Annotated in this window: 18 protein-coding genes; 11 read left to right on the top strand and 7 right to left on the bottom strand. The window is 65.3% G+C overall.

Annotated features, from left to right (window positions below):
* Both ACZ1II_RS02505 and ACZ1II_RS02500 read right to left on the bottom strand, forming a co-directional pair.
* Complete coding sequence (locus tag ACZ1II_RS02505; RefSeq protein ID WP_465144225.1) at window positions 1–864, bottom strand: NAD(P)-dependent oxidoreductase; 864 nt, start codon at window positions 862–864, stop codon at window positions 1–3.
* A 224-nt stretch (window positions 865–1,088) separates the two neighbouring features.
* Window positions 1,089–2,243, bottom strand: a complete 1,155-nt coding sequence (locus ACZ1II_RS02500) for a LysR substrate-binding domain-containing protein (protein ID WP_465144224.1) — start codon at window positions 2,241–2,243, stop codon at window positions 1,089–1,091.
* 101 nt (window positions 2,244–2,344) lie between these two features.
* Between ACZ1II_RS02500 and ACZ1II_RS02495 the strand changes: the two genes are divergently transcribed.
* From ACZ1II_RS02495 to ACZ1II_RS02485, 3 genes are all read left to right on the top strand, one after another.
* Entirely contained in the window at window positions 2,345–3,418 is a 1,074-nt protein-coding gene (locus ACZ1II_RS02495; RefSeq protein ID WP_465144223.1) for a 4-oxalomesaconate tautomerase, read from the top strand.
* A 116-nt stretch (window positions 3,419–3,534) separates the two neighbouring features.
* Window positions 3,535–4,044 (top strand): c-type cytochrome, encoded by a 510-nt coding sequence (locus ACZ1II_RS02490; protein ID WP_465144222.1) that lies wholly within the window; start codon window positions 3,535–3,537, stop codon window positions 4,042–4,044.
* On the top strand, window positions 4,041–4,712 hold the full coding sequence (locus ACZ1II_RS02485) for a cytochrome b/b6 domain-containing protein (RefSeq protein WP_465144221.1): 672 nt from the start codon (window positions 4,041–4,043) through the stop codon (window positions 4,710–4,712). Before ACZ1II_RS02490 ends, ACZ1II_RS02485 begins: the two co-directional genes overlap by 4 nt.
* A gap of 62 nt (window positions 4,713–4,774) precedes the next feature.
* Here the strand turns inward: ACZ1II_RS02485 and ACZ1II_RS02480 are convergent, their stop codons facing one another.
* The 3 genes from ACZ1II_RS02480 to ACZ1II_RS02470 are packed head-to-tail and all read right to left on the bottom strand — an operon-like array spanning window position 4,775 to window position 10,078.
* Window positions 4,775–6,565 carry an acyl-CoA dehydrogenase C-terminal domain-containing protein gene (locus tag ACZ1II_RS02480; RefSeq protein ID WP_465144220.1) on the bottom strand — a complete coding sequence of 597 codons (1,791 nt, stop codon included), beginning with the start codon at window positions 6,563–6,565 and terminating at the stop codon, window positions 4,775–4,777.
* A 55-nt stretch (window positions 6,566–6,620) separates the two neighbouring features.
* Entirely contained in the window at window positions 6,621–8,945 is a 2,325-nt protein-coding gene (locus tag ACZ1II_RS02475) for a 3-hydroxyacyl-CoA dehydrogenase/enoyl-CoA hydratase family protein (protein WP_465144219.1), read from the bottom strand.
* Window positions 8,942–10,078, bottom strand: coding sequence for a thiolase family protein (locus ACZ1II_RS02470; RefSeq protein WP_465144218.1), 1,137 nt, complete (start codon window positions 10,076–10,078; stop codon window positions 8,942–8,944). Before ACZ1II_RS02470 ends, ACZ1II_RS02475 begins: the two co-directional genes overlap by 4 nt.
* A gap of 187 nt (window positions 10,079–10,265) precedes the next feature.
* Here ACZ1II_RS02470 and ACZ1II_RS02465 point away from each other — a divergent pair, with 187 nt between their 5' ends.
* The 5 genes from ACZ1II_RS02465 (at window position 10,266) to ACZ1II_RS02445 (ending at window position 15,097) form a co-directional block, all read left to right on the top strand.
* Complete coding sequence (locus ACZ1II_RS02465; RefSeq protein ID WP_465144217.1) at window positions 10,266–10,700, top strand: DUF2147 domain-containing protein; 435 nt, start codon at window positions 10,266–10,268, stop codon at window positions 10,698–10,700.
* 59 nt (window positions 10,701–10,759) lie between these two features.
* Complete coding sequence (locus ACZ1II_RS02460; RefSeq protein WP_465144216.1) at window positions 10,760–12,058, top strand: OmpP1/FadL family transporter; 1,299 nt, start codon at window positions 10,760–10,762, stop codon at window positions 12,056–12,058.
* Window positions 12,058–13,767 (top strand): long-chain-fatty-acid--CoA ligase, encoded by a 1,710-nt coding sequence (locus ACZ1II_RS02455; RefSeq protein ID WP_465144215.1) that lies wholly within the window; start codon window positions 12,058–12,060, stop codon window positions 13,765–13,767. Before ACZ1II_RS02460 ends, ACZ1II_RS02455 begins: the two co-directional genes overlap by 1 nt.
* Window positions 13,768–13,850: 83 nt before the next feature.
* Complete coding sequence (locus ACZ1II_RS02450; RefSeq protein ID WP_465144512.1) at window positions 13,851–14,228, top strand: MerR family transcriptional regulator; 378 nt, start codon at window positions 13,851–13,853, stop codon at window positions 14,226–14,228.
* Window positions 14,229–14,233: 5 nt separating this feature from the next.
* Entirely contained in the window at window positions 14,234–15,097 is an 864-nt protein-coding gene (locus tag ACZ1II_RS02445) for an acyl-CoA thioesterase (RefSeq protein WP_465144214.1), read from the top strand.
* A gap of 3 nt (window positions 15,098–15,100) precedes the next feature.
* Here ACZ1II_RS02445 and ACZ1II_RS02440 read toward each other — a convergent pair whose 3' ends face one another.
* A complete protein-coding gene (locus tag ACZ1II_RS02440; protein WP_465144511.1) occupies window positions 15,101–15,487 on the bottom strand; it encodes a cupin domain-containing protein in 387 nt (128 codons plus the stop codon).
* A gap of 490 nt (window positions 15,488–15,977) precedes the next feature.
* Between ACZ1II_RS02440 and ACZ1II_RS02435 the strand changes: the two genes are divergently transcribed.
* Genes ACZ1II_RS02435 through ACZ1II_RS02425 form a run of 3 tightly spaced genes read left to right on the top strand, consistent with a single transcriptional unit; the run spans window position 15,978 to window position 21,571 of the window.
* Window positions 15,978–18,821, top strand: coding sequence for a TonB-dependent receptor (locus tag ACZ1II_RS02435; protein ID WP_465144213.1), 2,844 nt, complete (start codon window positions 15,978–15,980; stop codon window positions 18,819–18,821).
* A 58-nt stretch (window positions 18,822–18,879) separates the two neighbouring features.
* Complete coding sequence (locus ACZ1II_RS02430; RefSeq protein ID WP_465144212.1) at window positions 18,880–19,881, top strand: alpha/beta hydrolase; 1,002 nt, start codon at window positions 18,880–18,882, stop codon at window positions 19,879–19,881.
* Between the two features lie 46 nt (window positions 19,882–19,927).
* Window positions 19,928–21,571 carry a family 43 glycosylhydrolase gene (locus ACZ1II_RS02425; RefSeq protein WP_465144211.1) on the top strand — a complete coding sequence of 548 codons (1,644 nt, stop codon included), beginning with the start codon at window positions 19,928–19,930 and terminating at the stop codon, window positions 21,569–21,571.
* A 46-nt stretch (window positions 21,572–21,617) separates the two neighbouring features.
* On the opposite strand, the gene ACZ1II_RS02420 is transcribed toward ACZ1II_RS02425, so the two are convergent.
* Window positions 21,618–22,372, bottom strand: a protein-coding gene (locus tag ACZ1II_RS02420; protein WP_465144210.1) for an IS5 family transposase whose coding sequence is annotated in 2 segments (ribosomal slippage) — window positions 21,618–22,042 and window positions 22,042–22,372 — 756 coding nt in all. Because the reading frame shifts where the segments join, the coding sequence is not laid out codon by codon here.
* Between the last annotated feature and the right edge of the window lie 132 nt (window positions 22,373–22,504).

Below are 22,504 nucleotides of genomic sequence, written 5' to 3'. Positions count from 1 at the left end.
TCAATTCTCTCCCTTGAGTACGCGCGCCGCGACGGCTGCCGCAAGCTTGGCTTCGAATCCTTCGGGCGGCGGCACCAAGCCCAGCGCGCCCAGCGCCTGCTGCCAGGCGACCGTATTTTCGGTCATCAGCGGCGGAATGCCCAGCGAACGCAGCATTTCCGCAGCCTCGTCCATCTCGGCGGCGCGGCGGCGGCCGTGGACCAGCATACGGTCGAGATTGTAGTCCGCGCGGGTCGCCCAGGGAATGGTCTTCTCACTGGCGTCGAGCGAGGACAGCACCTCGTCCGCCACGCCTTCGGCATGGGCGGCCATCATCATCTCGGCGGTCAGCGCCTCAAGCCCCTTGACCATGACCGAGCGCACCAGCTTGATCGCCGAAGCCCGGCCCACCGCATCGCCGACGACACGCACATTGGTGAAGCCCACCGCCGTCAGCGCCGCTTCGGCCTCCGCGGCATCGGGGCCGGAAACCAGCAAGGGAACCTTCATCCGCGCGGGGTTCACCGGCGCGAGCACGGCAACATCGACATAGCGGCCCTTGCCCTTTGCGACGGCCTTGGCGGCGGCGCGCTTGGTGCCGGGTGCGACGGAGTTCATGTCGCAGAACAACGCGCCTTCGCCCAAGAGCAGCGCGACCTCTTCTGCCACTTTAGGCGCAGCATCTGCGGTAACGAGCGAAAGCACCAGCGAGGCACCCGCAAGCGCCTGCGCCACGCTGTCGCAGGCGGTGATGCCGAGCTCGGTCATGACGTCACGGCGTTCCGGAAGGATATCGAAGGCACGAGCTTGTCCGGCCCAGTCCCCAGCTCCCGCAAACGTCGATCCGGCCTCTCCGAACCCGATAAGGGCAATAGACCTGTTCATGTTTCCAGTTTGCCCCGATTGCCCGAAATCCGCCAATTGGAACCGCCCGGAAGCTATAAGCTTAGTGTAAAGAGTGGATGGACAACCCCTCACCAAACGCCCGTCATCCTGAACTTGTTTCAGGATCCATTTCGCCGCCGAAACCGCCGTGCAATCGGCAGAATGGATCCTGAAACAAGTTCAGGATGACGTCGCGGAAAGCGGCAAAGCCAAAGCCAAAACCTCTACCGCGAAACCTCACGCGCCGCCCATTCTAGATCGGCAAAGAACTCGCTCTGCACTTCGGTCGGACGCAGCGAGGCGCGGGTCGTCATGCCGATATGGCGGGTGAATTCCGCCGGGAGACGCGATAGCTCGCAGAGCCACCCCGCTTCCACCTCGACCGTCACCTGATCGGGCGACAGCACGGTGAGAAAATCGCCGCCCATCATCACCTGCCGGATCATCATCACCGAACCCGATTCGACCGGCACTTCCGGAAGCGGCACATCGTGGGCCAGAAAATAGCGCTCGAAACTGTCACGCAGCGGCGTGCCGCGCGGCGGCAGGGTGAAGGGATAACGCGCGACTTCGGCAGCACCGGGATTCGTGCCCTCCAGGGGATGCCCCTTGCGGCCATAGACCGCCGGACGGTCCTCGAAGAGCGGATGCTGGATCAGGTCGCCCTCCACCAGCGGCTCGCGCAAAGCGCCGACCATGAGGTCGAGCGTGCCGTTGCGCAGCGGCTCGACGAGTTCGGCGCGCGATCCCTCGACGATGGTGAGCTTGACCTTGGGCCGCCGCGACAGGAACCGCGCCACGGCGGCAGGCAGGATGCGCGCACGGGAGAGCGGCATGGCGCCGATGGCGATCCGCCGCGTCTCCAGCCCGCGAAGCGCCTCGACTTCGGAAAGCCCCGCCTCCAGCTCGACTTTCGCCAGCCTGAACTCGCGGGCAAGCTGGGTTCCCGCCTCGGTGGTGATGACGAACTTGCCCTGCCGCGCCACCAGCGGACGGCGCAGCGCCAGCGCCAGATCGTTGACCGCGCGGTGGATCGAGGGCAGCGACAGCCCGGTCTCCTGCCCGGCCCCGGCATAGCTCCCCGTCTCGGCCAGCGCGAGCAAGGCGCGGAGGCGCGACATGGTGATATGCGGACTCTGGATATGCGACAGCGCGGCACCGATGCGCGGCGCCAGGATTTCTCCGGCGCGTGTCGGAATCATCCCATCGTGGCGACGCTCGAACAGCGGCAAACCGATCATCGCCTCAAGCCGACTCAACGCCTGTGTTATCGCAGGCTGGCTGAGGTTTACGGCCAGAGCCGCCGCGTTCACCGTCCCCAGTTCGGCGATCTTAGCGACCGCGCGCAAGTGCCGGAGGTTGAAATTCCAGATGTCCATGGAATCACTCTTAGCCAAATCCTATGGCAGTTCCAAAGTTTCTCTTTCCCCCTTCACAGGCGCTGCGGCAGCACAAAGGATGCGGGAAAAGGAGAATTTCAATGAGTGCCACCGACGCGAACCAGACCGGCGTACGCTGCATGTGGATGCGCGGCGGCACTTCCAAGGGCGGCTATTTCCTGAAGGAAGACCTCCCAGCCGATACCGCCGCGCGCGATGCCTTCCTGCTTTCCATCATGGGCTCGCCTGACCCGCGCCAGATCGACGGCATGGGCGGCGCCGACCCACTGACCAGCAAGGTCGCGGTTGTCAGCAAATCCGAGCGTGAGGGCATCGATGTCGACTACCTGTTCCTGCAGGTCTTCGTCGATCAGGCGCTCGTCAGCGACCAGCAGAACTGCGGCAATATCCTCGCCGGGATCGGCCCCTTCGCCATCGAGCGTGGGCTGATTGCGGCCAAGGGCGAGGAAACCCCGGTCGCCATCTTCATGGAGAACACCGGCCAGGTCGCCGTCGCCACCGTGCAGACACCGGGCGGAGCGGTCTCCTACAAGGGCGAGGCGGCGATCGACGGCGTGCCGGGGACCCATGCTCCGATCCCGCTCGAATTCCGCGACACTGCCGGTTCCTCCTGTGGTTCGCTGCTGCCCAGCGGCAACCCGGTCGACGAAGTGAACGGCGTGCGCGTGACCCTGATCGACAACGGCATGCCCTGCGTCGTCATGAAGGCCGAGGATGTCGGCGTCACCGGCTACGAGGACCGCGAGAGCCTGGATGCCAATACCGAACTCAAGGCGAAGATCGAGGCCATCCGCCTTGCCGTGGGCGAGCGGATGAACCTCGGCGACGTCAAGGACAAGTCGGTCCCCAAGATGATGCTGGTCGCCCCGCCGAAGCATGGCGGCGCCGTGACCGTGCGCAGTTTCATTCCCCACCGTGCCCATGCCACGATCGGCGTGCTAGGCGCGGTCTCGGTGGCGACCGCCTGCCTGATCGAAGGCTCGCCCGCCGCCGAAGTCGCAAGTATCCCCGAGGGTCGCCGCAAGACGCTGTCGGTCGAACATCCGACCGGCGAGATGTCCTGTGTCCTCGACACGGACGAGGGCGGCGCCGTCAAAAGCGCCGCCCTCCTTCGCACCGCCCGCAAGCTGATGGACGGGGTTGTTTTCGGGTAAGCATCAAAAACCATTCGCTGCATGGCAACAACAGCGGTTATCAAGCGCTTGGGAACAAGGCCGACGGGCAAAATGGACGGCCTCCCGCTCGCAAGACAACTGCCAGGAGCAGCGACATGGCATCGAAGACCATCCTGACGACGACTCTCACCGCAATCGCTCTCGCCACCGCCATGACCGGCTGCAAGGGCTCCGAACCCGCCGCAACGGCCACCAACGCCTCCGGCGAGACCGTGGACGTTGCCGCGACGATCGAGGCTCGCAAGGCCAATTTCAAGGCGATCGGCAAGGCGAACAAGGCCGCCAAATCGGCGCTAGAAGCCGGAACGCCCGAGTTCGCCGCCGTTTCCGCAGCGGCAACCTCGATCCAGACCGACGCCGGGAAGATCGTCGGCCTGTTCCCCAAGGGCAGCGGCAAGGAATCGGGCGAAAAGACCGAGGCGCTCCCCGCGATCTGGGAAAAGCCCGCCGAGTTCAAGACCGCCGCCAACAAGCTGGCCACAGCCGCCGGAGCATTGAAGTCGGCCGCCGATGCCAAGGACGCCAAGGCGGCGACCGCGGCGATGGGCGAGATCGGCGGCGCCTGCAAGGGCTGCCACGACAGCTTCCGCGAGAAGAAACAGTGACTTCCGCGAGGGGTGTGGAGACCGTCCGCACCCCGCTGTGGGATTGGCCGGTCCGCGTCATCCACTGGAGCTTCGCGGCGCTGATCCCGGCGCTCTGGTGGACCGCCGAAAACGGCGAGATGGGCTGGCATACCAGCATCGGCACGGTGCTGATGCAACTGCTGGTGATCCGCGTGCTCTGGGGCTTCGTCGGTGGTTCGACCGCGCGGTTCTCGTCCTTCGTGCGGGGACCGGGCACGGTCTTTGCGCATTTGCGCTCGCCGAGCGAGGAACCTTCGGTCGGCCACAATCCGGCAGGTGGCTGGAGCGTGCTCGCGCTACTCGGCCTGATGGCACTGCAAGTGGCACTTGGACTTGTAGCGGGCGATCCGGACGACGGCACCACCGGGCCGCTGAACCACCTCGTCTCCTCGACGACGGCTGGCCAGGCGACGGAACTGCACGGCGCGGTGTTCTACCTGATCCTGGCGATGATCGCGCTGCACCTTGCGGCGATCGTCTACTACCGTGTCATCAAACGAGAGAACCTGATCGTGCCGATGATTACCGGGTCGAAGCCGCTTCCAGCCAGCGCCGACGGGCTGGTGAAGGCGCCGGTCTGGCGGCTGATCGCCTGTATCGTCACGGCGTGGCTGGTAGGCTGGATCGTCTGGGTCGGGGCGGCCTGATACGAGAACGGGGGCAGGCGCCCGGCGCCCGCCCCCGTTCATCGAGTGTCTGAAACGGAGCTTCAGAACATCTCGACGTCCAGCGCCATCATCGAGGCCTTGCCCGACTTGATCGCCAGGAACGCGGCGGTCGCCTGCGGCAGCAGACGGTCGAAGAAGAACCGCGCGGTGCCGATCTTGGCGGTGTAGAACGCGGCGTCCTCGGTGCCTTCATCCAGCCTGGCCTTGGCGATCAGCGCCGCCTTGGCGAACGTGTAGCCCATCGCGACGAGGCCGAGCAAGCGCAGGTAGTCAGTGGCGGCAGCGCCCGCTTCCTCGGGATCCTTCATGCCCTTCTGGGCAATCGTGCCGGTGGAGAGCTGAAGCGCGCCGAAGGCCTTTTCCAGCCCTTCGATCATCTTGCCAAAAGTCTCGTCCGCCTTGTTCGCCTCGATGAAGTCCGAAACGGGGTGGAAGAACGAGCGGAGATAGCGGCCGGCATGCGCAGGCATCTTACGGCCGACAAGATCGAGCGCCTGAATGCCGTTGGTGCCTTCGTAGATCATGGCGATGCGGGCATCGCGCACGAACTGTTCCACGCCGCTTTCGGCAATGTAGCCGTGGCCGCCGTAGACCTGCACGGCCAGGTTCGCGCTTTCATAACCGCAATCGGTGAAGAGCGCCTTCACCACCGGGGTCATCAGCGCGATGAAGTCTTCCGCGCGGGCCTTCACGGCCGGATCGGTGGCGTGCTTTTCGGCATCGAGCGCGCGGCTGACCCAGGCGCCAACGGCGCGGCTGCCTTCGTTATAGGCGCGCGCGGTCATCAGCATGCGGCGCACGTCGGGGTGGACGATGATCGGATCGGCCGGGCCCTTGGGGTTCTTCACGCCCGAAAGCGAGCGGCCCTGCACGCGCTCCTTGGCGTACCACACGGCCGACTGATAGGCCGCTTCACCCACGCCGAGGCCCTGGATGCCCACCGAAACGCGTTCGGTGTTCATCATCTTGAACATGGCTTCCATGCCCTTGTTCGCGGTGCCGACCAGCCAGCCGACCGAATCGTCGAAGTTGAGCTGGCAGGTGGCGGAGGCCTTGAGGCCCATCTTGTGCTCGATCGCGGCGACCGAAACGCCGTTGGACGGGCCGGGCGTGCCGTCTTCCTTGGGCAGGTACTTCGGCACCAGGAACAGGCTGATCCCCTTCACGCCCTCCGGCGCATCGGGAAGCCGCGCGAGGACGAGGTGGATGATGTTCTCGGTCAGGTCGTGTTCGCCGGCCGAGATGAAGATCTTCGCGCCGGAGATCTTGTAGCTGTCGTCACCCTGAGGAACGGCCTTGGTGCGCAGCATGCCCAGATCGGTGCCGCAGTGCGGTTCGGTAAGGCACATCGTGCCCGACCAGGTGCCCTCGACCATCTTGGGCAGGTAGGCCTGCTTCAGCGAGTCGCTGGCATAGCCTTCGATCGCGGTGGTCGCGCCGTGGGTGAGGCCGGGGTAGAGGCTGAACGACAGGTTGGAGGAGCAGATCATCTCCTCGGTCAACTTGTTCAGCGCTTCGGGCAGGCCCTGCCCGCCCCACTCGGGGTCGGAGGCCAGCGCGCACCAGCCGCCTTCGCGGAACATGTCGTAGGCTTCCTTGAAGCCCTTGGGGGTGCGGACCACGCCGTTTTCCAGCGTGCAGCCCTCGATGTCGCCGCTGCGGTTCAGGGGCAGCAGCACTTCCTGCGCCACCTTGGCGGCCTCTTCCAGCACCGCGTCGACAAGGTCGGGCGTGAATTCGGCCAGAGCTTCGAGATTGCCGAAGCCGTCGTCGTTGTGGAGTTCGTGGAGCACGAACTTCATGTCGCGCAGGGGCGCTTCGTAGACTTGCATGTCACTCTCCTCGCGCGCGCCGCCGGATCACCGACGGGCGCGCATTCATACTTTATCAGTTGCGAAGCGGCTTGCCGGTTTCGAGCATGTGCTCAACGCGGGCGACCGAGCGGTCGTCGCGCAGGCGGCCCATGAAGGCATCGCGTTCCAGCTTGAGCAGTTCGCCCTCGCTCACCGTGTCGACGAGGTCGAACTCGCCGCCGGTCAGCACATCGGCCAGCACACCGGAGACGACCACGTCGTAGTCGGTCGCCATGCCGCGCTTGTGGAAGCCTTCCACCGCAAGGCCAAGCGCGGTGCGGCCACCTGCGCCGGGCAGCTTGAACTCGGGCGCTTCGGGCGGGGTGTAGCCTTCCACCAGCGACAGCGCCTTCTGCTTGGCGTCGTAGAGCAGGCGATCGCGGTTCATCGAGATGCCGTCGTCCTTGCGCAGGATCATCATCTCGCGCGCCTGCTGGGCAGACTTGGAGACCTGCGCGGTCGAGACCATCTCGAACACCTTGGCCACCGCCGGCATCGGGCCCTTGGGCATGCCGGGCGCCTTGCGCCAGCGGTCGATCATCTCGCCATTTCCGCCCCAGCCCGGAACGAGGCCGACGCCGCATTCCACAAGGCCGCAGTAGAGTTCGGCATGGGCCTGGATCGCGTCGCAGTGCAGCAGGATCTCGCAGCCGCCGCCCAGCGCCATGCCGGCAGGCGCGCCGACGACGGGGAACGGGGCGTACTTCAGGCCCTTGTAGGCGAGCTGGCCACCGGCAACGAGCTTCTCGATCTCGCTCCACGCCGCGATGTTCACCGCGAAGAGTGCGAGGCCGAGGTTGGCACCGGCCGAGAAGGTATCGGCATCGTTGTAGACGACGAGCGCCTTGTACTGCGCCGCCACTAGCGGGATGGCCTGCCCGATCAGCTTCATGACTTCGCCGTCGAGCGCGTTCATCTTGCCGGTGAATTCAAGGCAGACGACGCCGTCGCCAATGTCCCAGAGCGCCGCCGAAGCGTTCTTGAGGATCGGCTTGGACGAAAGCTTCACGTCGGCAAGGCGCATCACGCCTTCGGGGCGGACGACGTCGCGGTATTCGCCGTCGAGGCCGAGGAACTGGCGCTTGCCGTTCTCGATCCGGTAGAACGTGCGGTCTCCCGCCACGGTCAGGATCTCCGGCACGGCCTTGCCTTCGGCGGCGAGGCGTTCGGCAAGGTACTTTGCGCCGAGCTTGTCGATCATCTCGAACGGGCCGGCCTTCCAGTTGTAGCCCAGCTTCATCGCATCATCGACGGCGACCACATCATCGGCGGCCGAGGGTACGAGGCTGGCAGCATAGGCCAGCGTGGCGCCGAGCACGGCCCAGGCGTAGGCGCCGATGTCGCCCTTGCTTTCGACCAGCGCCTTGAGGTCGCCCTTGGCAGCGGCGCCGCGCGGGCCCTGTGCGGTGAGGGTCGGACGGTATTCGCCGGTCTGGAGGTCGATGGTTTCCTTACGGCGGCCCGCTTCCTTGTTGAGACGGTAGAAACCACCCTTGCCCTTGCGGCCGGTGTAACCCTCACCGATCATCTTGTTGATCAGCGGAATGTCGCGGGCGATGCCGTGATAGAGGTCGCCTGCGGGCAGCGTCGAGGTGAGGCTGGCCTGCAAGTGCGGCATCAGGTCGATGCCGACCAGATCGACAAGGCCGAAGATGCCGGTCTTGGGCACGCCCATCGGTTTTCCGGCAATGGCGTCGGCCAGTTCGACGGTGATCCCCATGTCGAACGCGGCGTTAAGGCCAAGCTGGATCCAGTAGGTGCCGATACGGTTGGCGATGAAGCCCGGCGTATCCTTGGCCTTGACCACCGTCTTGCCGAGCGACACGTCCGCGAACTGCTCGACCTTGGCGGCGACCGCCGTGTCGGTCGCGGGGCCGGTGACGATCTCCAGCAGGCGCATGTAGCGCGGCGGGTTGAAGAAATGCGTGATCAGGAAGTCGCGCTTGAACGCGTCCGAACGCCCTTCGACCAGATTGGCGAGCGGGATCGTCGAAGTGTTCGACGAAACGGCGGTGCCGTCGCGCTTCACCGCCTCGATCTTGGCGTAGAGGCCTTGCTTGATGTCGAGACGCTCGATCACCGCCTCGATCACCCAGTCGCACTCGGCGATCTTGTCCAGGTGGTCTTCGATGTTGCCGGTCTCGACCAGCTTGGCGGCGGACTTGCTCATGAACGGCGCAGGCTCGGTCTTGAGCATCTTCGCCACGGCGCCCTCGGCTACCACGTTACGATTGGTCGCGTCCTTGGGAACGATGTCGAGCAGCAGCACCGGCACACCGGCGTTGGCGACCTGAGCGGCGATCCCGGCACCCATGGTGCCGGCGCCGATCACACAGACTTTCTTGATGGTGTCGCTCATTCAACCGACTCCAGGATCGTGGCGATGCCCTGACCGCCGCCGATGCACTGGCTGGCGAGCGCGTACTTGCCGCCTTCGCGCTTCAGCAGCGAAGCCGCCTTGCCGACGATGCGCGCGCCGGTGGCGCCCAGCGGGTGGCCGATGGCAATCGCGCCGCCGTCGATATTCACCTTGGCAGTGTCGAGGCCAAGGTCCTTGATGCAGGCCAGTGCCTGCGAGGCGAAGGCTTCGTTCAGTTCCACCACGTCGAGATCAGTGGCGGCGATGCCCGCGCGCTCAAGCGCCTTCTGGCTGGAGAGGATCGGGCCAAGGCCCATGGTTTCCGGCGCACAGCCCGAAATCGCCACCGACTTGATGCGGGCGAGGATCGGCAGGCCGTGGGCGCGGGCATATTCCTCGGTGGTGACGAGCACGGCGCTGGCGCCGTCGGTCAGCGGCGAGGAGGTGCCGGCAGTCACCGAACCGGCCGCGTCGAACGCGGGCTTCAGGCCGGCAAGGCCCTCGGCGGTGGTTTCGCCGCGAATGGTGCCGTCTTCGCTGACGAGGCCGCCCTTGGTCTGGATCGGCACGATCTCGTCGGTCAGCTTGCCGGCGTCACGCGCGGCAGCGGCCTTGTGCTGGCTGGAGACGGCAAGCGCTTCCTGATCGGCGCGCGAAATCTGGTACTTGGTAGCGACGTTCTCGGCGGTTTCGCCCATCGACATGTAGGCCGCGCTCTTCGCCGCCAGCGCCGGGTTGGGCAGCGGGTTGAAGCCCATCATCGGCACGCGGCTCATCGATTCGACGCCCGCGCAGACGAAGACCTCGCCTGCGCCGATGGCGATCTGGCCCATGGCGTAGTGGATCGAGCTCATCGAGGAGCCGCAGAAACGGTTCACGGTCATGCCGCCGACGGAGATCGGCAGGTCCGCCAGCAGGCCAACGAGGCGCGCGATGTTGAAGCCCTGCTCGCCTTCCGGGAATGCGCAGCCGACGACAACGTCTTCGATATCGGCAGCTTCCACGCCGGTCTTGGAGATCAAGCCGCGAATCACCTGGGCGGCAAGGTCATCCGGACGGACCCGCGCCAGCGCGCCCTTGTTGGCCAAGTGGAAGGGCGAACGGGCGTAACCCGCAATCACGACACTCTTCATGCATTCTCTCCGTCGGAGCTTCCCGCCCCACCACCCATCGGGGGGCGTCACCGTTCTTCCCTAAGGGTGCAATTCTTTCCCTATACGTCAAGCAAATTTTGGGTTACGACAAATCAGCATCCCACCTAAGGACCCCGTCCCGCCGGTGAGAAGATGTCCGATTGGAGAGACGATGGAGAGGTCGCTCATGAAAAATTGGAAACCCATGGGGTTGGCATTGGTTGCCGGTCTCGTGTCGATGAATCCGGCATTCGCGGCGGGTAACGATACCGTCGTGGGCAAATGGCGCACGCCTTCCAAGCACGGCGTCGTGGAACTCAGCCGCTGCGGCGAATCGCTCTGCGGAAGGCTGGTCGATTCGGACGGCCTCAAGGCCAATCCCGATCTGCGCGATGCGAACAACAAGGACACCACCAAGCGCACCCGCAAGATCAAGGGCCTGCAAATCGTCGGCGGATTCAAGGCCAAAGGGAACGAATGGGTCGAAGGACAGATCTACAACCCTGAGGACGGCGGCACCTACAAGGCGACGATAACGCCTGCCGGGGCCGACAGTCTCAAACTCAAGGGCTGCATCGTCTGGCCCTTGTGCAAGACCCAGACCTGGACGCGCATCCCCTGAGGCGCACCGGGAAAACGACAAAGGTTCAGGGAACGAAAATGATTTGGGAGATCAGGAAAATGAAACGCACTTCGGGCCGCATTCTTCTCGCGGGCACCGCATCGGCAATCGTGCTCGGCTTCGCCGGTTCGGCCCATGCCCAGGCCTTCTATCTTCAGGAACAGTCGGTACGCGCGCAGGGACGCGCTTTCTCGGGTGAGGCCGCCGATACCGGCGTCGACTCGCTCTGGTGGAACCCCGCCGCGATCGGCGGCCTCGAAGGCGGACAAGCCTCGGTCCACGCCAGCGTCATCATCCCGCGCGGCAAAGTCGTCGACGACGGCACCCTGATCGTCCGCCCCGGACAGGCTCCGGCCCCGGTCGGCGGTAACGGCGTCGCCAGGAATCCGATCAACAAGGGCGTATTGCCCTCCGGCTCGATCGCCTACGGCACCGGCAAGTTCGCCTTCGGCCTGACCGTCACCTCGCCCTATTCCTTCACCACCAATTACGATTCCGATAGCTGGGCGCGCTATTCGGCCGACAAGACCAAGCTGCGCACGATCGATATCCAGCCGAGCGTCGCCTTCCAGCCCTTCGAAGGCTTCTATGTCGGTGCCGCCGCCAACGTGGAATACGTGGACGCCGCTCTCGGCAACTACCTGCCCAATCTCTCGCCGCTGCTGGCCGATGGCCACCAGAACCTCAAGGGCAACGGCTGGGATGTGGGCTGGTCGGTCGGCGCCCAGTATCACAACGGTCCGGCCTCGATCGGCGTCGCCTACAAGTCGGCGGTCAAGCACAAGCTCAAGGGCACGCTGACCATCGACGGACTGCTCGGCCCGCTCGCCGCTCAGAACCGCACGCTCGATGCTACCGCCGAATTCACCACGCCGTGGCAGGCGATCATGTCGGGCCGCATCAAGGCGACCAAGCAGCTCACCCTGAACGCCCAGGTCGTGGCCTATGGCTGGAGCAAGTTCGACGCGATCGACCTCGGCGCGCCGATCAACCAGTCGATCCCCGAAAACTACAAGGACGGCTTCTCCTACGCCTTCGGCATCGACTACGACGTGAGCCCGAAGTGGACGGTACGCAGCGGCATCCAATACGGTGAAACCCCGACCCAGAACGGCGACCGCGACGCCCGCGTGCCGGACAGCAACCGCTGGAACTTCTCGGCCGGCACCACCTACAACATGAGCGAGAAGATCGCGATCGACGCGGCCGCCTCGTACATCACCTTCAAGGACACCACGATCGACCGGGTGACCGCCGCCTATGCCGGTACGGCAGCGCAGACGCCGATCATCACCGATGGCCGTCTGACAGACGCTTCGGCGCTGGTGTTCTCGCTCGGCGCGCGGGTGGCCTTCTGATGGGCGCCGCGGCGACGATCGGCGGCCATTCCGCCCCGGAAACCTCCTCCCAACACCCGGAAGAGATGCCGCCGATCGCGCCGCGGTTGCTCACCGACCTGCTCGATCATGCCGTGGAAGCCCACGGCACCTGGCCGGCGATCGACTTCATGGGCCGCAAGTGGACCTATAGGGAGATCGGCGAGCTGTCCCGCCGCGCGGCGCGAGGGTTCCAGGACCTCGGCGTCAAGCGGGGGACGCGGGTGGGCCTGTGCCTGCCCAACACGCCCTATTACGTGATCTGCTATTTCGCGATCCTGCGCATCGGCGGGATCGTGGTGAACTTCAATCCGCTCTATACCGAGCGCGAGATGGCGCATCTGGTCGACGATTCCGGCGCGGAATTCATCGTCGCCTCCGACCTTGCGCTGTCGCTGCCCAAGATCGAGCCGCTGGTCGGCAAGGGAGCGCTGCGCCGGGTGATCGTGTGCCCGATCGCCGACGCCCTGCCCAAGCTCAAGGGCCGCGCCTATCGCCTGCTCAAGCGCAAGGACATCGCGCACGAGCCGCACGACCTTCGCTTCCTGCGCTATGCCGACCTTATCGCGCGCGACGCCGATCCCGATCCGGTCGAGCGCTCGCCTTCGGACCTTGCGGTGCTCCAGTATACCGGCGGCACCACCGGCGTCCCCAAGGGCGCGATGCTCAGCCACGCCAACCTCGCGGCCAACTCGGCGCAGATGATCGCCCATGTCGGCCACATGCCGGAACAGCAGGAGCGCACGCTCGGGGTCTTGCCGCTGTTCCACGTCTTCGCGCTGACGACGGTGCTGAACTACTCGGTGGACACCGCCGCCGAGATGATCCTGCTGCCCCGCTTCGAGATGAAGTCGTTCCTGGCCACCGCCAAGCGGACGAAGCCGACGCAGTTCTTCGGCGTGCCCACGCTCTACACCGCGCTCAACAACAAGGACCTGCACGGCGAATTCGACAATGTGCGCGTCTGCATCTCCGGCGGCGCGCCGCTGCCGCTGGAAGTGCGTCAGAAGTTCGAACAGCGCACCGGCGTCAAGGTGGTCGAGGGCTACGGCCTCTCCGAAGCCTCCCCGATCATCGCCTGCAATCCGCTGGAAGGCGAAGTGAAGAGCAATTCCTGCGGCCCCGCCTTCCCCGGCACCGTGCTGGAAATCCGCGATCCCGACAATCCGCACCGCGTCATGCCCCAGGGCGAGCGCGGCGAAGTCTGCGCGCGCGGCCCCCAGGTCATGTCCGGCTACTGGAACCGGCCCGAGGAATCGGAAAAGACATTCATCTTCGGCGCCCTGCGCACCGGAGACGTTGGCTATCTCGACGAAGACGGCTATCTGTTCCTGGTGGACAGGATCAAGGACATGATCCTGTGCGGGGGGTACAACGTCTATCCGCGAACGATCGAAGATGCGCTCTACGAGCATCCCATGGTCCACGAGGCGATCGTGATCGGCGTGCCCGACGCCTATCGCGGCCAGGCTCCCAAGGCCTTCGTCGCGCTGCACCCGGGGGACGTTCTGGACGAGGATACACTGATGGCCTTCCTCAAGGAGCGGCTCAACAAGATCGAGATGCCGAGCAAGATCGAATTCCGCGACAGCCTGCCCAAGACTCTCGTCGGCAAGCTCTCCAAGAAGGAGCTGGTCGAGGAAGAGGCCGCGCGCCGCGCCGCGGGGCAGCCTCAGGGACAGGCCGAGTGAACCACACGGAAGCAGCCCTGACTCCCGACGAGGCCCGAGCGGAGGCGACAGCGGGAGCGCTTGCGCCTGCGCCGGGCGGCGACATGCTCGGCATCCAGGAAGCCGCCACCGAACTCGGCGTGACGATGCGCACCTTGCGCTTCTACGAGGACAAGGGCCTGATCGCGCCGCAGCGCGTCGGCACCACGCGCATCTATTCAAAGCGCGAGATGGGCCGGATGCAGCTGATCCTGCGCGGCAAGCGGCTCGGCTTCTCGATCCGCGAGATCAAGGAATTCCTCGACCTCTACGAAGTCGATCCCGAGCACCACGAGCAGGTCCGCACCCTGCTCGCCAAAGTCACCGACCGCATCGGCGAACTGCGCCAGCAGAAGACCGCGATCGAGCAGACCCTCGAGGAACTGCTGTCCATCGAACGCCAGTCGCTCGACTGGCTCCAGGGCATGCCCGACGGAAAATAATACCGATGACCGAAACCGCCCGCATCGCCGTGGGGCAACTCCGCGACCTCCTCACCGTCGAGGAGATCGACACCGGCATCTTCCGAGGCCCGGCTTCGGCCGAACAGTCCGGCCGCGTCTATGGCGGGCAAGTGGTCGCCCAGGCGCTGGCGGCCGCCGCGCGGGGTGTCGATCCCGAACGGCAGGCGCACTCGCTCCATGCCTACTTCCTGCGCGCAGGCGATTCCGGGCGCCCGATCATCTACCGCGTCCTGCCCGATTTCGACGGTGGCAGCTTCTCCAACCGCCGGGTCGTCGCCATGCAGGGCGGCAAGCCGATCCTGAACCTGGCAGCCTCGTTCCACCGGCATGAGGAAGGCCTGTCCCACGCCGTCGCGATGCCCCCCGTCCCGGCGCCCGAACAGTGCCCGGATTTCCGCGAAGCGCTTGCCGCCTCGGGTCAGCGATTGCCGCCGTTCCTGATCGACCGCCTCGCCTCGTTCGACATCCGTCCCTGCCCGCCGGTGCGCGGCGGCGACCTGCCCCAGCGCCACCAGTGGTTCCGCCTCGCCCATCCGCTGGACTCGGATCCGGTGATGCAGCGCGTGATCCTCGCCTATGCCAGCGACTTCGCACTCGTCTCCACCGCACTGATGCCGCACGGCCTCGGCTTCTTCTCGCCGGGCGTTTCCGGGGCCAGCCTCGACCATGCGATCTGGTTCCACCAGACGCCCCCGATGGATGACTGGCTGCTCTACACGATGGACAGCCCCTGGTCCGGCCACGCCCGCGGCTTCGCACGCGGTGCGATCTACACGCGCAGCGGTGAACTGGTGGCAAGCGTGGCGCAGGAAGGCGTGCTGCGGGTCAAGCCGCAAGACCGGGAATGAAGGCTATTTCGTTGCCGGTGGATTGGGATAGGAAATGATCAGCGAGAGCGGCTCCTCGCCCCTCTGCCAGATGCCGACCACCGCACCGTTGTAGAGATAGGCGGTCATGCCCGGCCGCAGCGCCGCGCGCCTGCCGTCTGATACCACTTCGCCCTCGCCCGAGAGCACGTAATAGACCTCGTCGTGCGCGATCGGATGCTCGCCGATGGCCGCGCCCTTGTGCAGCACGCGGCGGCGGAACTCCATCGCCCGCGGCGCCGGAGCCGCATCGGAAATGCGGTAGGCCGTACTCATCCCGATGGCGCCATGCGGCGGCGCTTCCTCGCGCACGGTATCCTTCTCGTCGATCACGGCCATCGGCGGGGCGGGCGAAGCAGGCGTGACAGCCATCAGCAGAAGCGCCGCGATCACTGCGCCGCGCCTTCAGGCATGGGCAGATCGGCCCTTTCACATGCCCCCACGATTCGCGCGCTGCTCCCCATTAGGAGCGACGGCGCCGCCTTCGAGGATACCCGTCCGACTCCAGCGCAAGTTGCCGGAAACAGGACCGGAAATGCATCGTAACGGCGGAAATTGCGTCCCTCTTGCGGCATTGTACTCTCCCTTTGGCTCTGGTTCTTGACAGGCCGCCATCGCTGCGGCAATAAATGATGACACCGGTTACCAAGACCGGCAAGAACGAACTGACGATCGCGCAGCGACGACGAGACGAAGGTTTAAGAAACAAGCGCCGAAAGGCGTTGGGAGCAGGTGCCGGGAAAAGGAAGCGCTACAGGCGCAAATTCCTCTGACACCGGTATCAATTGGCTAAAAAAGGCCGAGAGGGCCAAAAAAGGCTGAAGGGGGAGTGATCATGCAAAGGCATGTTTCCAGGATTTCGATGTTCAAGGCCGCTCTGGTAGCGGGCAGCGCAATGGCCTTGCCGCAGGGCGCCTTTGCGCAGGATGCCGGCGCCGATCAGACTGCCGTTTCGGAAGGCCTGGCGGCAGAGGAAATCATCGTCACCGGCTTCCGCAAGTCGCTGGAAGCCGCACTCAACGTGAAGCGGGAATCGGTCAGCGCGGTGGATGCCGTCGTCGCCGAGGACATGGCCAAGTTCCCCGACCAGAACCTGGCGGAATCGCTCCAGCGCATTCCCGGCATCTCGATCCAGCGCGACGGCGGCGAAGGCCGCGCGATCACCGTGCGCGGCCTCGGCGCCCAGTTCACCCGCGTCCGCGTGAACGGCCTCGAAACGATCGCCACCAGCTCCGACGGCGCTTCGGCCAACCGCGACCGCGCATTCGACTTCAACGTCTTCGCCTCGGAACTGTTCAGCAGCCTCGTCGTCCACAAGACCGCCGAAGCCAGCCTCGACGAAGGCTCGCTGGGCGCGGTGGTCGATCTCAACACCGGTAACCCGCTGGCAGGCAAGGCGGGCCTATCCGCCGTGCTCAACGTGCAGGGTTCCTACAACGACCTGTCGAAGAACGTCGGCCCGCGCGTGGCCGGGCTGCTGTCCTGGCGCAACGATGCCGGAACCTTCGGCGTCAATCTCTCGGCCGCCTATTCGCACACCGATACGCTGGAGACCGGCAACAATTCGGTGCGCTGGGCGCAGGCCTATTTCAACTCGGTAAACGGCACGCCGTGCTTCTATTCGGTTCCCGGCGCGACCGGCGGCAACCCGGTCGGCACGGGCGGCAGCTATCGCCCTTCGGCAAGCTGCGATGCCGCCTCGCTCTCGTTCCACCCCCGCATCCCGCGCTATGGCGTCGTCGAGCATGACCGCCGCCGCCTCGGCCTGACCGGCTCGGTCCAGTTCGAACCCAGCGACCGGACCAAGTTCTCGATCGACGGTCTCTATTCCTCGTTCAAGGAAGACCGCGCCGAACAGTGGCTCGAAGTGCTTGCCCGCTCGAACGAGCGCCGCTTCGATGTGGTCAACCCGACGTACGACGACAACGGCAACATGGTCAGCGCGACCTTCAACAACGCCTACGTCCGTACCGAAAGCTACCTGCGCAAGTCGGAAACCGAATTCTGGCAGGTCGGCGGCACCTGGGACCAGGACGTGGGCGACAGCTTCCGCTTCACCCTGCTGGGCGGCATGTCGCAGTCCAACGCGGACATTCCGGTAGAAACCACGTTCGCCTACGACAACCGCAACGCCAACGGCTTCAGCTACGACTATTCCGACATGAAGTCGCCGGTGCTGAGCTATGGCCTCGACGTGACCAATCCGGCGAACTTCCAGCTCGCCGAAATCCGCGACCGTCCCTCCTACGTCAAGAACCGCTTCAAGACCGCGCAACTGCGCACCGAATGGGACCTGACCGACGGCTTCACGGTGAAGACCGGCGCTGTCTGGCGGCGCTACAACTTCCGTACCCAGCTGTTCCAGCGCGACACAGCCGCTTGCGGCGCCAACGGCACTCGCGACCTGATCCTCGGCCAGGTCACCTGCTCCGCCTCGGTCTACGGCCTGCCGGTCACCTCGGACATCTCGCAGATCGTCAATCTGGGCGATGCCGGCCAGCCGGGCGGTACCACCAGTTCCTGGCTGGTCGCCGATATCGACAAGGCGGCGGACTATACCAACCTCTACAACCGCACCGCCATCCAGGATCTCGGCTCCAATCGCCGCGTCCAGGAAACGACCTCGGGCGGCTATCTCCAGTTCGACGTCAAGGGCGAGATCTTCGGTCTCGAATATGCGGGCAACGCGGGTATCCGCTATGCCCACACCGACCAGAAGTCGACCGGCTACACGGCAGGCGTCGCCGCCACCGTCCAGCGCAGCTACGACGACTGGCTCCCGGCCATCAACCTCGCGTTCTACCCGCGCCACGACGTGATCCTGCGCGGCGCGGTAGCCAAGGTCATCACCCGTCCCTCGCTGGGCAACCTCAACCCCGGCGGCTCGGTGGACGGCTTCAACTACCGCGTGACCTTCGGCAACCCGTTCCTCGATCCCTACCGCGCGACCAACTTCGATCTTTCGGTGGAATGGTACTTCGCTCCGCAGGCCCTGTTCTCGGTGGCGGGCTTCATCAAGAAGATCGACAGCTTCCCGGTGGCGGGCACTTACGTCGCCACGCTGCCGCAGCTCGGTTTAGGCCGCGACGTGCTGGGGCAGAGCACGCCCGCCTACATCAACTACGATCCCAACCAGGAATACGTGGTGTCCTCGCAGGTCAACGGCGCGGGTGCGACGCTCAAGGGCGTCGAAGTCGCATTGCAGATGCCCTTCACCTTCCTGCCGGGGCTGCTCAGCCACACGGGCTTCCAGGGCAACGCCACCTTCATCAAGAGCAGTGCCGACTACACGATCACCGGCCCCGCGACTTCGGCCTGCACCCGCAACGCCACGACCGGCGCCTGCGCCCTCACCGGCGTCTCGGCGGTCTATAGCCAGACCCTGCTGGGCGTCTCGAAAAAGGCTGCCAACGCCACGCTCTATTACGACGACGGCAAGTTCAGCATTCGCGGATCGGTCAGCTATCGCGGTCCCTTCGTGGACGGCACCAGCGCCACCGGCAACGTGTTCGAAGGCTACGGTTCCTACACCAGCATCGATGCGGCGATCCGCTACAAGGCGACCGAATGGCTGGAACTGTCGATCGACGGCAACAACCTGACCGACACCTACCGCTACCGCTTCAACGACGTCTTCTCGGAGCGCAATTACGAGAACAATCACTTCGGCCGCACCATCCTGTTCGGAGCACGTGCAAAGTATTGACGCGGCGCCGATAAATCGGCCGAATGGCCTGAACTGAAATAACGAAGAGGAAGCCGCCATGACCATCGACCGCCGATCGTTCATGGCGGCTTCCCTTGTTTCAGGGCTGATATCCAGCGAAGCGCTTGCCCAGAGCGCCCCGCCTTTCGACGCGGCGAAAGCACCGCCCGCAGGCCTGCCGGAGCCGACGGAGACGATCGACCTCTGGCCGAAAGGCGCGCCGGGCCTGCCCGCCAGGCCCACGGTCGAGACCGTCACCGAACGCTCCACCACGGCGCAAGTCAACGACCGCTCCGTCACCGGCACCACGCGCCCGCGCCTGGTCGTGTTCCGGCCCGACCGCCCCAACGGCGCCGCCGTGCTCATCGCGCCGGGCGGCGGCTACCGCCTCGTCGTGATCGACAAGGAGGGCTACGAGATGGCCCGCTGGCTGACCGCGCGCGGCTTCACCGCCTTCGTCCTGTTCTACCGCCTGCCCGGCGAGGGCTGGGCAAATCGACAAGACGTGCCGCTGGCCGACGCCCAGCGCGCCATGCGCCTGATCCGCCACCGCGCGAAGGACTATGGAATTCAGCCCGAACGCGTCGGCGCCATGGGCTTTTCGGCGGGCGGCCATGTCTGCTCCAGCCTCTCCACCCGCTTCGGCGCCAAAGTCTATGCCCCGGTCGATGCGGCGGACAAGCTCTCCGCCCGCCCGTTCTGTGCGGCACCGATCTATCCGGTGGTCTCGATGGACCCCGCCATCGCCCACGCCGGTTCGCGCGACCTGCTGCTCGGCCCCTCGCCCACGGCGGAGCTGGAGGCCACCCATTCTCCCGACCGCACCGTCCCCAAGGACGCGCCGCCGCATTTCCTGCTCCACGCCGAGGACGATCCCGCCGTCCCGGTCGACAACACCCTGCGCCTGCGCGCCGCGCTGAAGGCGCAGGGAATTCCCGTGGAAACCCACCTCTTCGCGCAGGGCGGCCACGGCTTCGGCCTGCGCGGCACCATCGGCAAACCCGTGGAGGCATGGCCCGAACTCTGGCGTGCCTGGGCGCGCTCGGCCGGGCTTGGCTGATCGGGCTAGGCTGATCGAACTGGGCTGAAAGGACGCGAGAGACAGAATGACTTTCGACAGACGCGATGCACTCAAGACCGCCCTGCTGGGCGGCATCGGCCTTGCGGCGCCGGCTCTCGCGGGGGGAGACGCGGCCGCAAGGGAGCCGGGGACGGGGAAACCTCCTCCACCCCCCGCCCCGGCTCCCGCCCGCCACTGGCGGCGCGGCTTCGACGGGCAGCGCATTTCCGATCTCGGGAACGGGACGATGCTCAACCCCGTCCTCTCCGGCGACCGACCCGATCCCGCGATCCTCAAGGACGGTGAGGACTACTACCTCACCTTCTCCAGCTTCGATTCCTATCCCGGCCTCACCATCTGGCACAGCCGCGACCTGGTGAACTGGCAACCGCGAAAGTCCGCGCTCACCCGCAATATCGGATCGGTCTGGGCAGTCAGCCTCGAAAAGCACAAGGGCCGCTACTTCCTCTACATCCCGGTCAAGGCCGAGCCCAACGAGATCTACGTGATCTGGGCCGATCACATCGATGGCCCCTGGAGCGACCCGAAGCCGCTCGGCCTCCACGACCATATCGACCCCTGCCACGCCGTGGGCGAGGACGGCTCGCGCTGGCTGTTCCTCTCGGGCGGAGACCGCGTGCGCCTCTCCGACGACGGCCTCTCGCTGGCGGGCAAGGTCGAGCACGTCTACGACCCCTGGCACTATCCGGACGACTGGGACGTCGAAGGCTTCTCGCCCGAAGGCCCCAAGATCCACCGCCACGGCCAGTGGTTCTACATGCTCACGGCAGTCGGCGGCACCGCCGGTCCGCCGACCGGCCACATGGTGATCGCCGCCCGCGCCCGCTCGATCCACGGGCCGTGGGAACAGCACCCCGGCAACCCGTTGGTGCGCACCGAAAACCAGTCCGAAGCCTGGTGGTCGCGCGGCCACGCCTCGCTGGTCGAGGGACCCGACAAGCGCTGGTACACGCTCTACCACGGCTTCGAGAAGGGCTACTGGACGCTCGGCCGCCAGTGCCTGCTCGATACCATCGAATGGACCGACGACGGCTGGTTCCGCATGACCGGCGGCGACCTCTCGCAGCCTCTGCCGGTGCCGAAAGTCGCCAAACCCGTACCCCACGGCATGCCGCTGTCGGACGACTTCTCCGCACCGCTGGCGCTGGGATCGAAATGGTCGTTCTTCCGTCCCGCCCCGGACGAAGCCTCCCGCCTACGCGTGGCAGACGGCGCACTCCACTTCGCAGGCAAGGGCCTCGCCCCGTCGAGCGGATCGCCGCTGCTGCTGATCGCGGGCGACACCAGCTACCAGCTCGAATGCGACGTCGAGCTGGCCCCCGGCGGCACCGCCGGTCTCGTGCTGTTCTACGACGACAAACTCTACGCAGGCCTCGGCTTCGACGAGACCCGCTTCGTCACCCATCAATACGGCATCGAACGCGGCCGCCCGGCCAACCCGCACGGCCGCCGCATGAAGATGCGCCTGACCAACCGCCGCCACATCGTCTCCTTCCACACCTCGGGAGACGGCGGGAAGACCTGGAAACGCTTCGACCGGGGCATGGAAGTCTCCGGCTACCACCACAACGTGCGCGGCGGCTTCCTGATGCTGCGCCCCGGCCTCTACGCCGCCGGGCCGGGGGAGGCGACGTTTCGCGATTTCCGGTTCACGGCGTTGGAAGATTGATTTGAAGAATAAGGAATAAGCAGGGGCCATGGGTTCGGACTCATAATCAGATCCAGAACATGACGATGGCGGCGATGGTTACGGTAGCGATGAAGATAGAAGCCTTTCTGTCGTAGCGAGTAGCTAGACGCCGCCAGTCCTTGAGGCGGCAGAAGAGGCGTTCGATCACATTTCGTTTTGCATAGACGCGCTTGTCATATGGATATTGGATGCGGCGATGACGCATGGGCGGGATGACGGCGGTGGTTCCGCGCAGTCGCAGCCATTTACGCACGACATCGGCATCATAGCCCTTGTCAGCGACCAATTCGGCAGTTGGCGCCAGACTGCCGATACATTGCTGGGCAACGGCAACATCCGGGATATTTCCGGGCGTTAGGACGAGTGTCCAGGGTCGGCCCTTTTCATCACATAAGGCGTGGATCTTGCTCTGACGTCCGTGCTGGGTACGGCCGATACCATGGGCCAGAGCCCCCCTTTTGCACCACCTGCAGTGCGGTGCGCCTTGATCAGTGTCGCGTCTATGAACAGCCTGGACGGTAAATCCTCATGCTGCGCCAAGGCATGGAACATGCGTTCCCAGGTCCCATTGTCAGCCCAACGAACAAACCGATTGTAGAGTGTTTTCTTCGGGCCATAATCCGCCGGGCTATCGCTCCAGCGTCCACCAGAGCGTAGGACATGGACAATTCCGGAGAGTACACGGCGATCATCCACGCGGGGAACCCCGCGCGGCTTATTGGGCAAAAGAGGTGTGATCTTCGCCCATTGCTCGTCTGAAAACCAAAACAGATTAGACATATCACTGCCTCCAGATGGAGGCAGTGAATCACAACATTTGCTGACAGGAAATCCTGTTTATGGGTCTGAACCCATCGCCCCTGCACCCCGTTACTGTCGAGGTCAGGCGCTACCTATCCGTTGCGCGCCCAT

Source organism: Novosphingobium sp. BL-S-20 (genome assembly GCF_055521635.1).
This window is presented reverse-complemented; position numbering and strand designations above follow the sequence as displayed.

Bases quoted from the DNA above. Each gene is read 5' to 3' on its own strand.
- ACZ1II_RS02435 (WP_465144213.1), top strand. From the start codon at position 15,978: ATGTTCAAGGCCGCTCTGGTAGCGGGCAGCGCAATGGCCTTGCCGCAG.
- ACZ1II_RS02465 (WP_465144217.1), top strand. From the start codon at position 10,266: ATGAAAAATTGGAAACCCATGGGGTTGGCATTGGTTGCCGGTCTCGTG.
- ACZ1II_RS02450 (WP_465144512.1), top strand. From the start codon at position 13,851: ATGCTCGGCATCCAGGAAGCCGCCACCGAACTCGGCGTGACGATGCGC.
- ACZ1II_RS02500 (WP_465144224.1), bottom strand. From the start codon at position 2,243: ATGGACATCTGGAATTTCAACCTCCGGCACTTGCGCGCGGTCGCTAAG.
- ACZ1II_RS02425 (WP_465144211.1), top strand. From the start codon at position 19,928: ATGACTTTCGACAGACGCGATGCACTCAAGACCGCCCTGCTGGGCGGC.
- ACZ1II_RS02445 (WP_465144214.1), top strand. From the start codon at position 14,234: ATGACCGAAACCGCCCGCATCGCCGTGGGGCAACTCCGCGACCTCCTC.
- ACZ1II_RS02460 (WP_465144216.1), top strand. From the start codon at position 10,760: ATGAAACGCACTTCGGGCCGCATTCTTCTCGCGGGCACCGCATCGGCA.
- ACZ1II_RS02490 (WP_465144222.1), top strand. From the start codon at position 3,535: ATGGCATCGAAGACCATCCTGACGACGACTCTCACCGCAATCGCTCTC.
- ACZ1II_RS02495 (WP_465144223.1), top strand. From the start codon at position 2,345: ATGAGTGCCACCGACGCGAACCAGACCGGCGTACGCTGCATGTGGATG.
- ACZ1II_RS02475 (WP_465144219.1), bottom strand. From the start codon at position 8,945: ATGAGCGACACCATCAAGAAAGTCTGTGTGATCGGCGCCGGCACCATG.
- ACZ1II_RS02455 (WP_465144215.1), top strand. From the start codon at position 12,058: ATGGGCGCCGCGGCGACGATCGGCGGCCATTCCGCCCCGGAAACCTCC.
- ACZ1II_RS02430 (WP_465144212.1), top strand. From the start codon at position 18,880: ATGACCATCGACCGCCGATCGTTCATGGCGGCTTCCCTTGTTTCAGGG.
- ACZ1II_RS02505 (WP_465144225.1), bottom strand. From the start codon at position 864: ATGAACAGGTCTATTGCCCTTATCGGGTTCGGAGAGGCCGGATCGACG.
- ACZ1II_RS02480 (WP_465144220.1), bottom strand. From the start codon at position 6,565: ATGCAAGTCTACGAAGCGCCCCTGCGCGACATGAAGTTCGTGCTCCAC.
- ACZ1II_RS02470 (WP_465144218.1), bottom strand. From the start codon at position 10,078: ATGAAGAGTGTCGTGATTGCGGGTTACGCCCGTTCGCCCTTCCACTTG.
- ACZ1II_RS02440 (WP_465144511.1), bottom strand. From the start codon at position 15,487: ATGGCTGTCACGCCTGCTTCGCCCGCCCCGCCGATGGCCGTGATCGAC.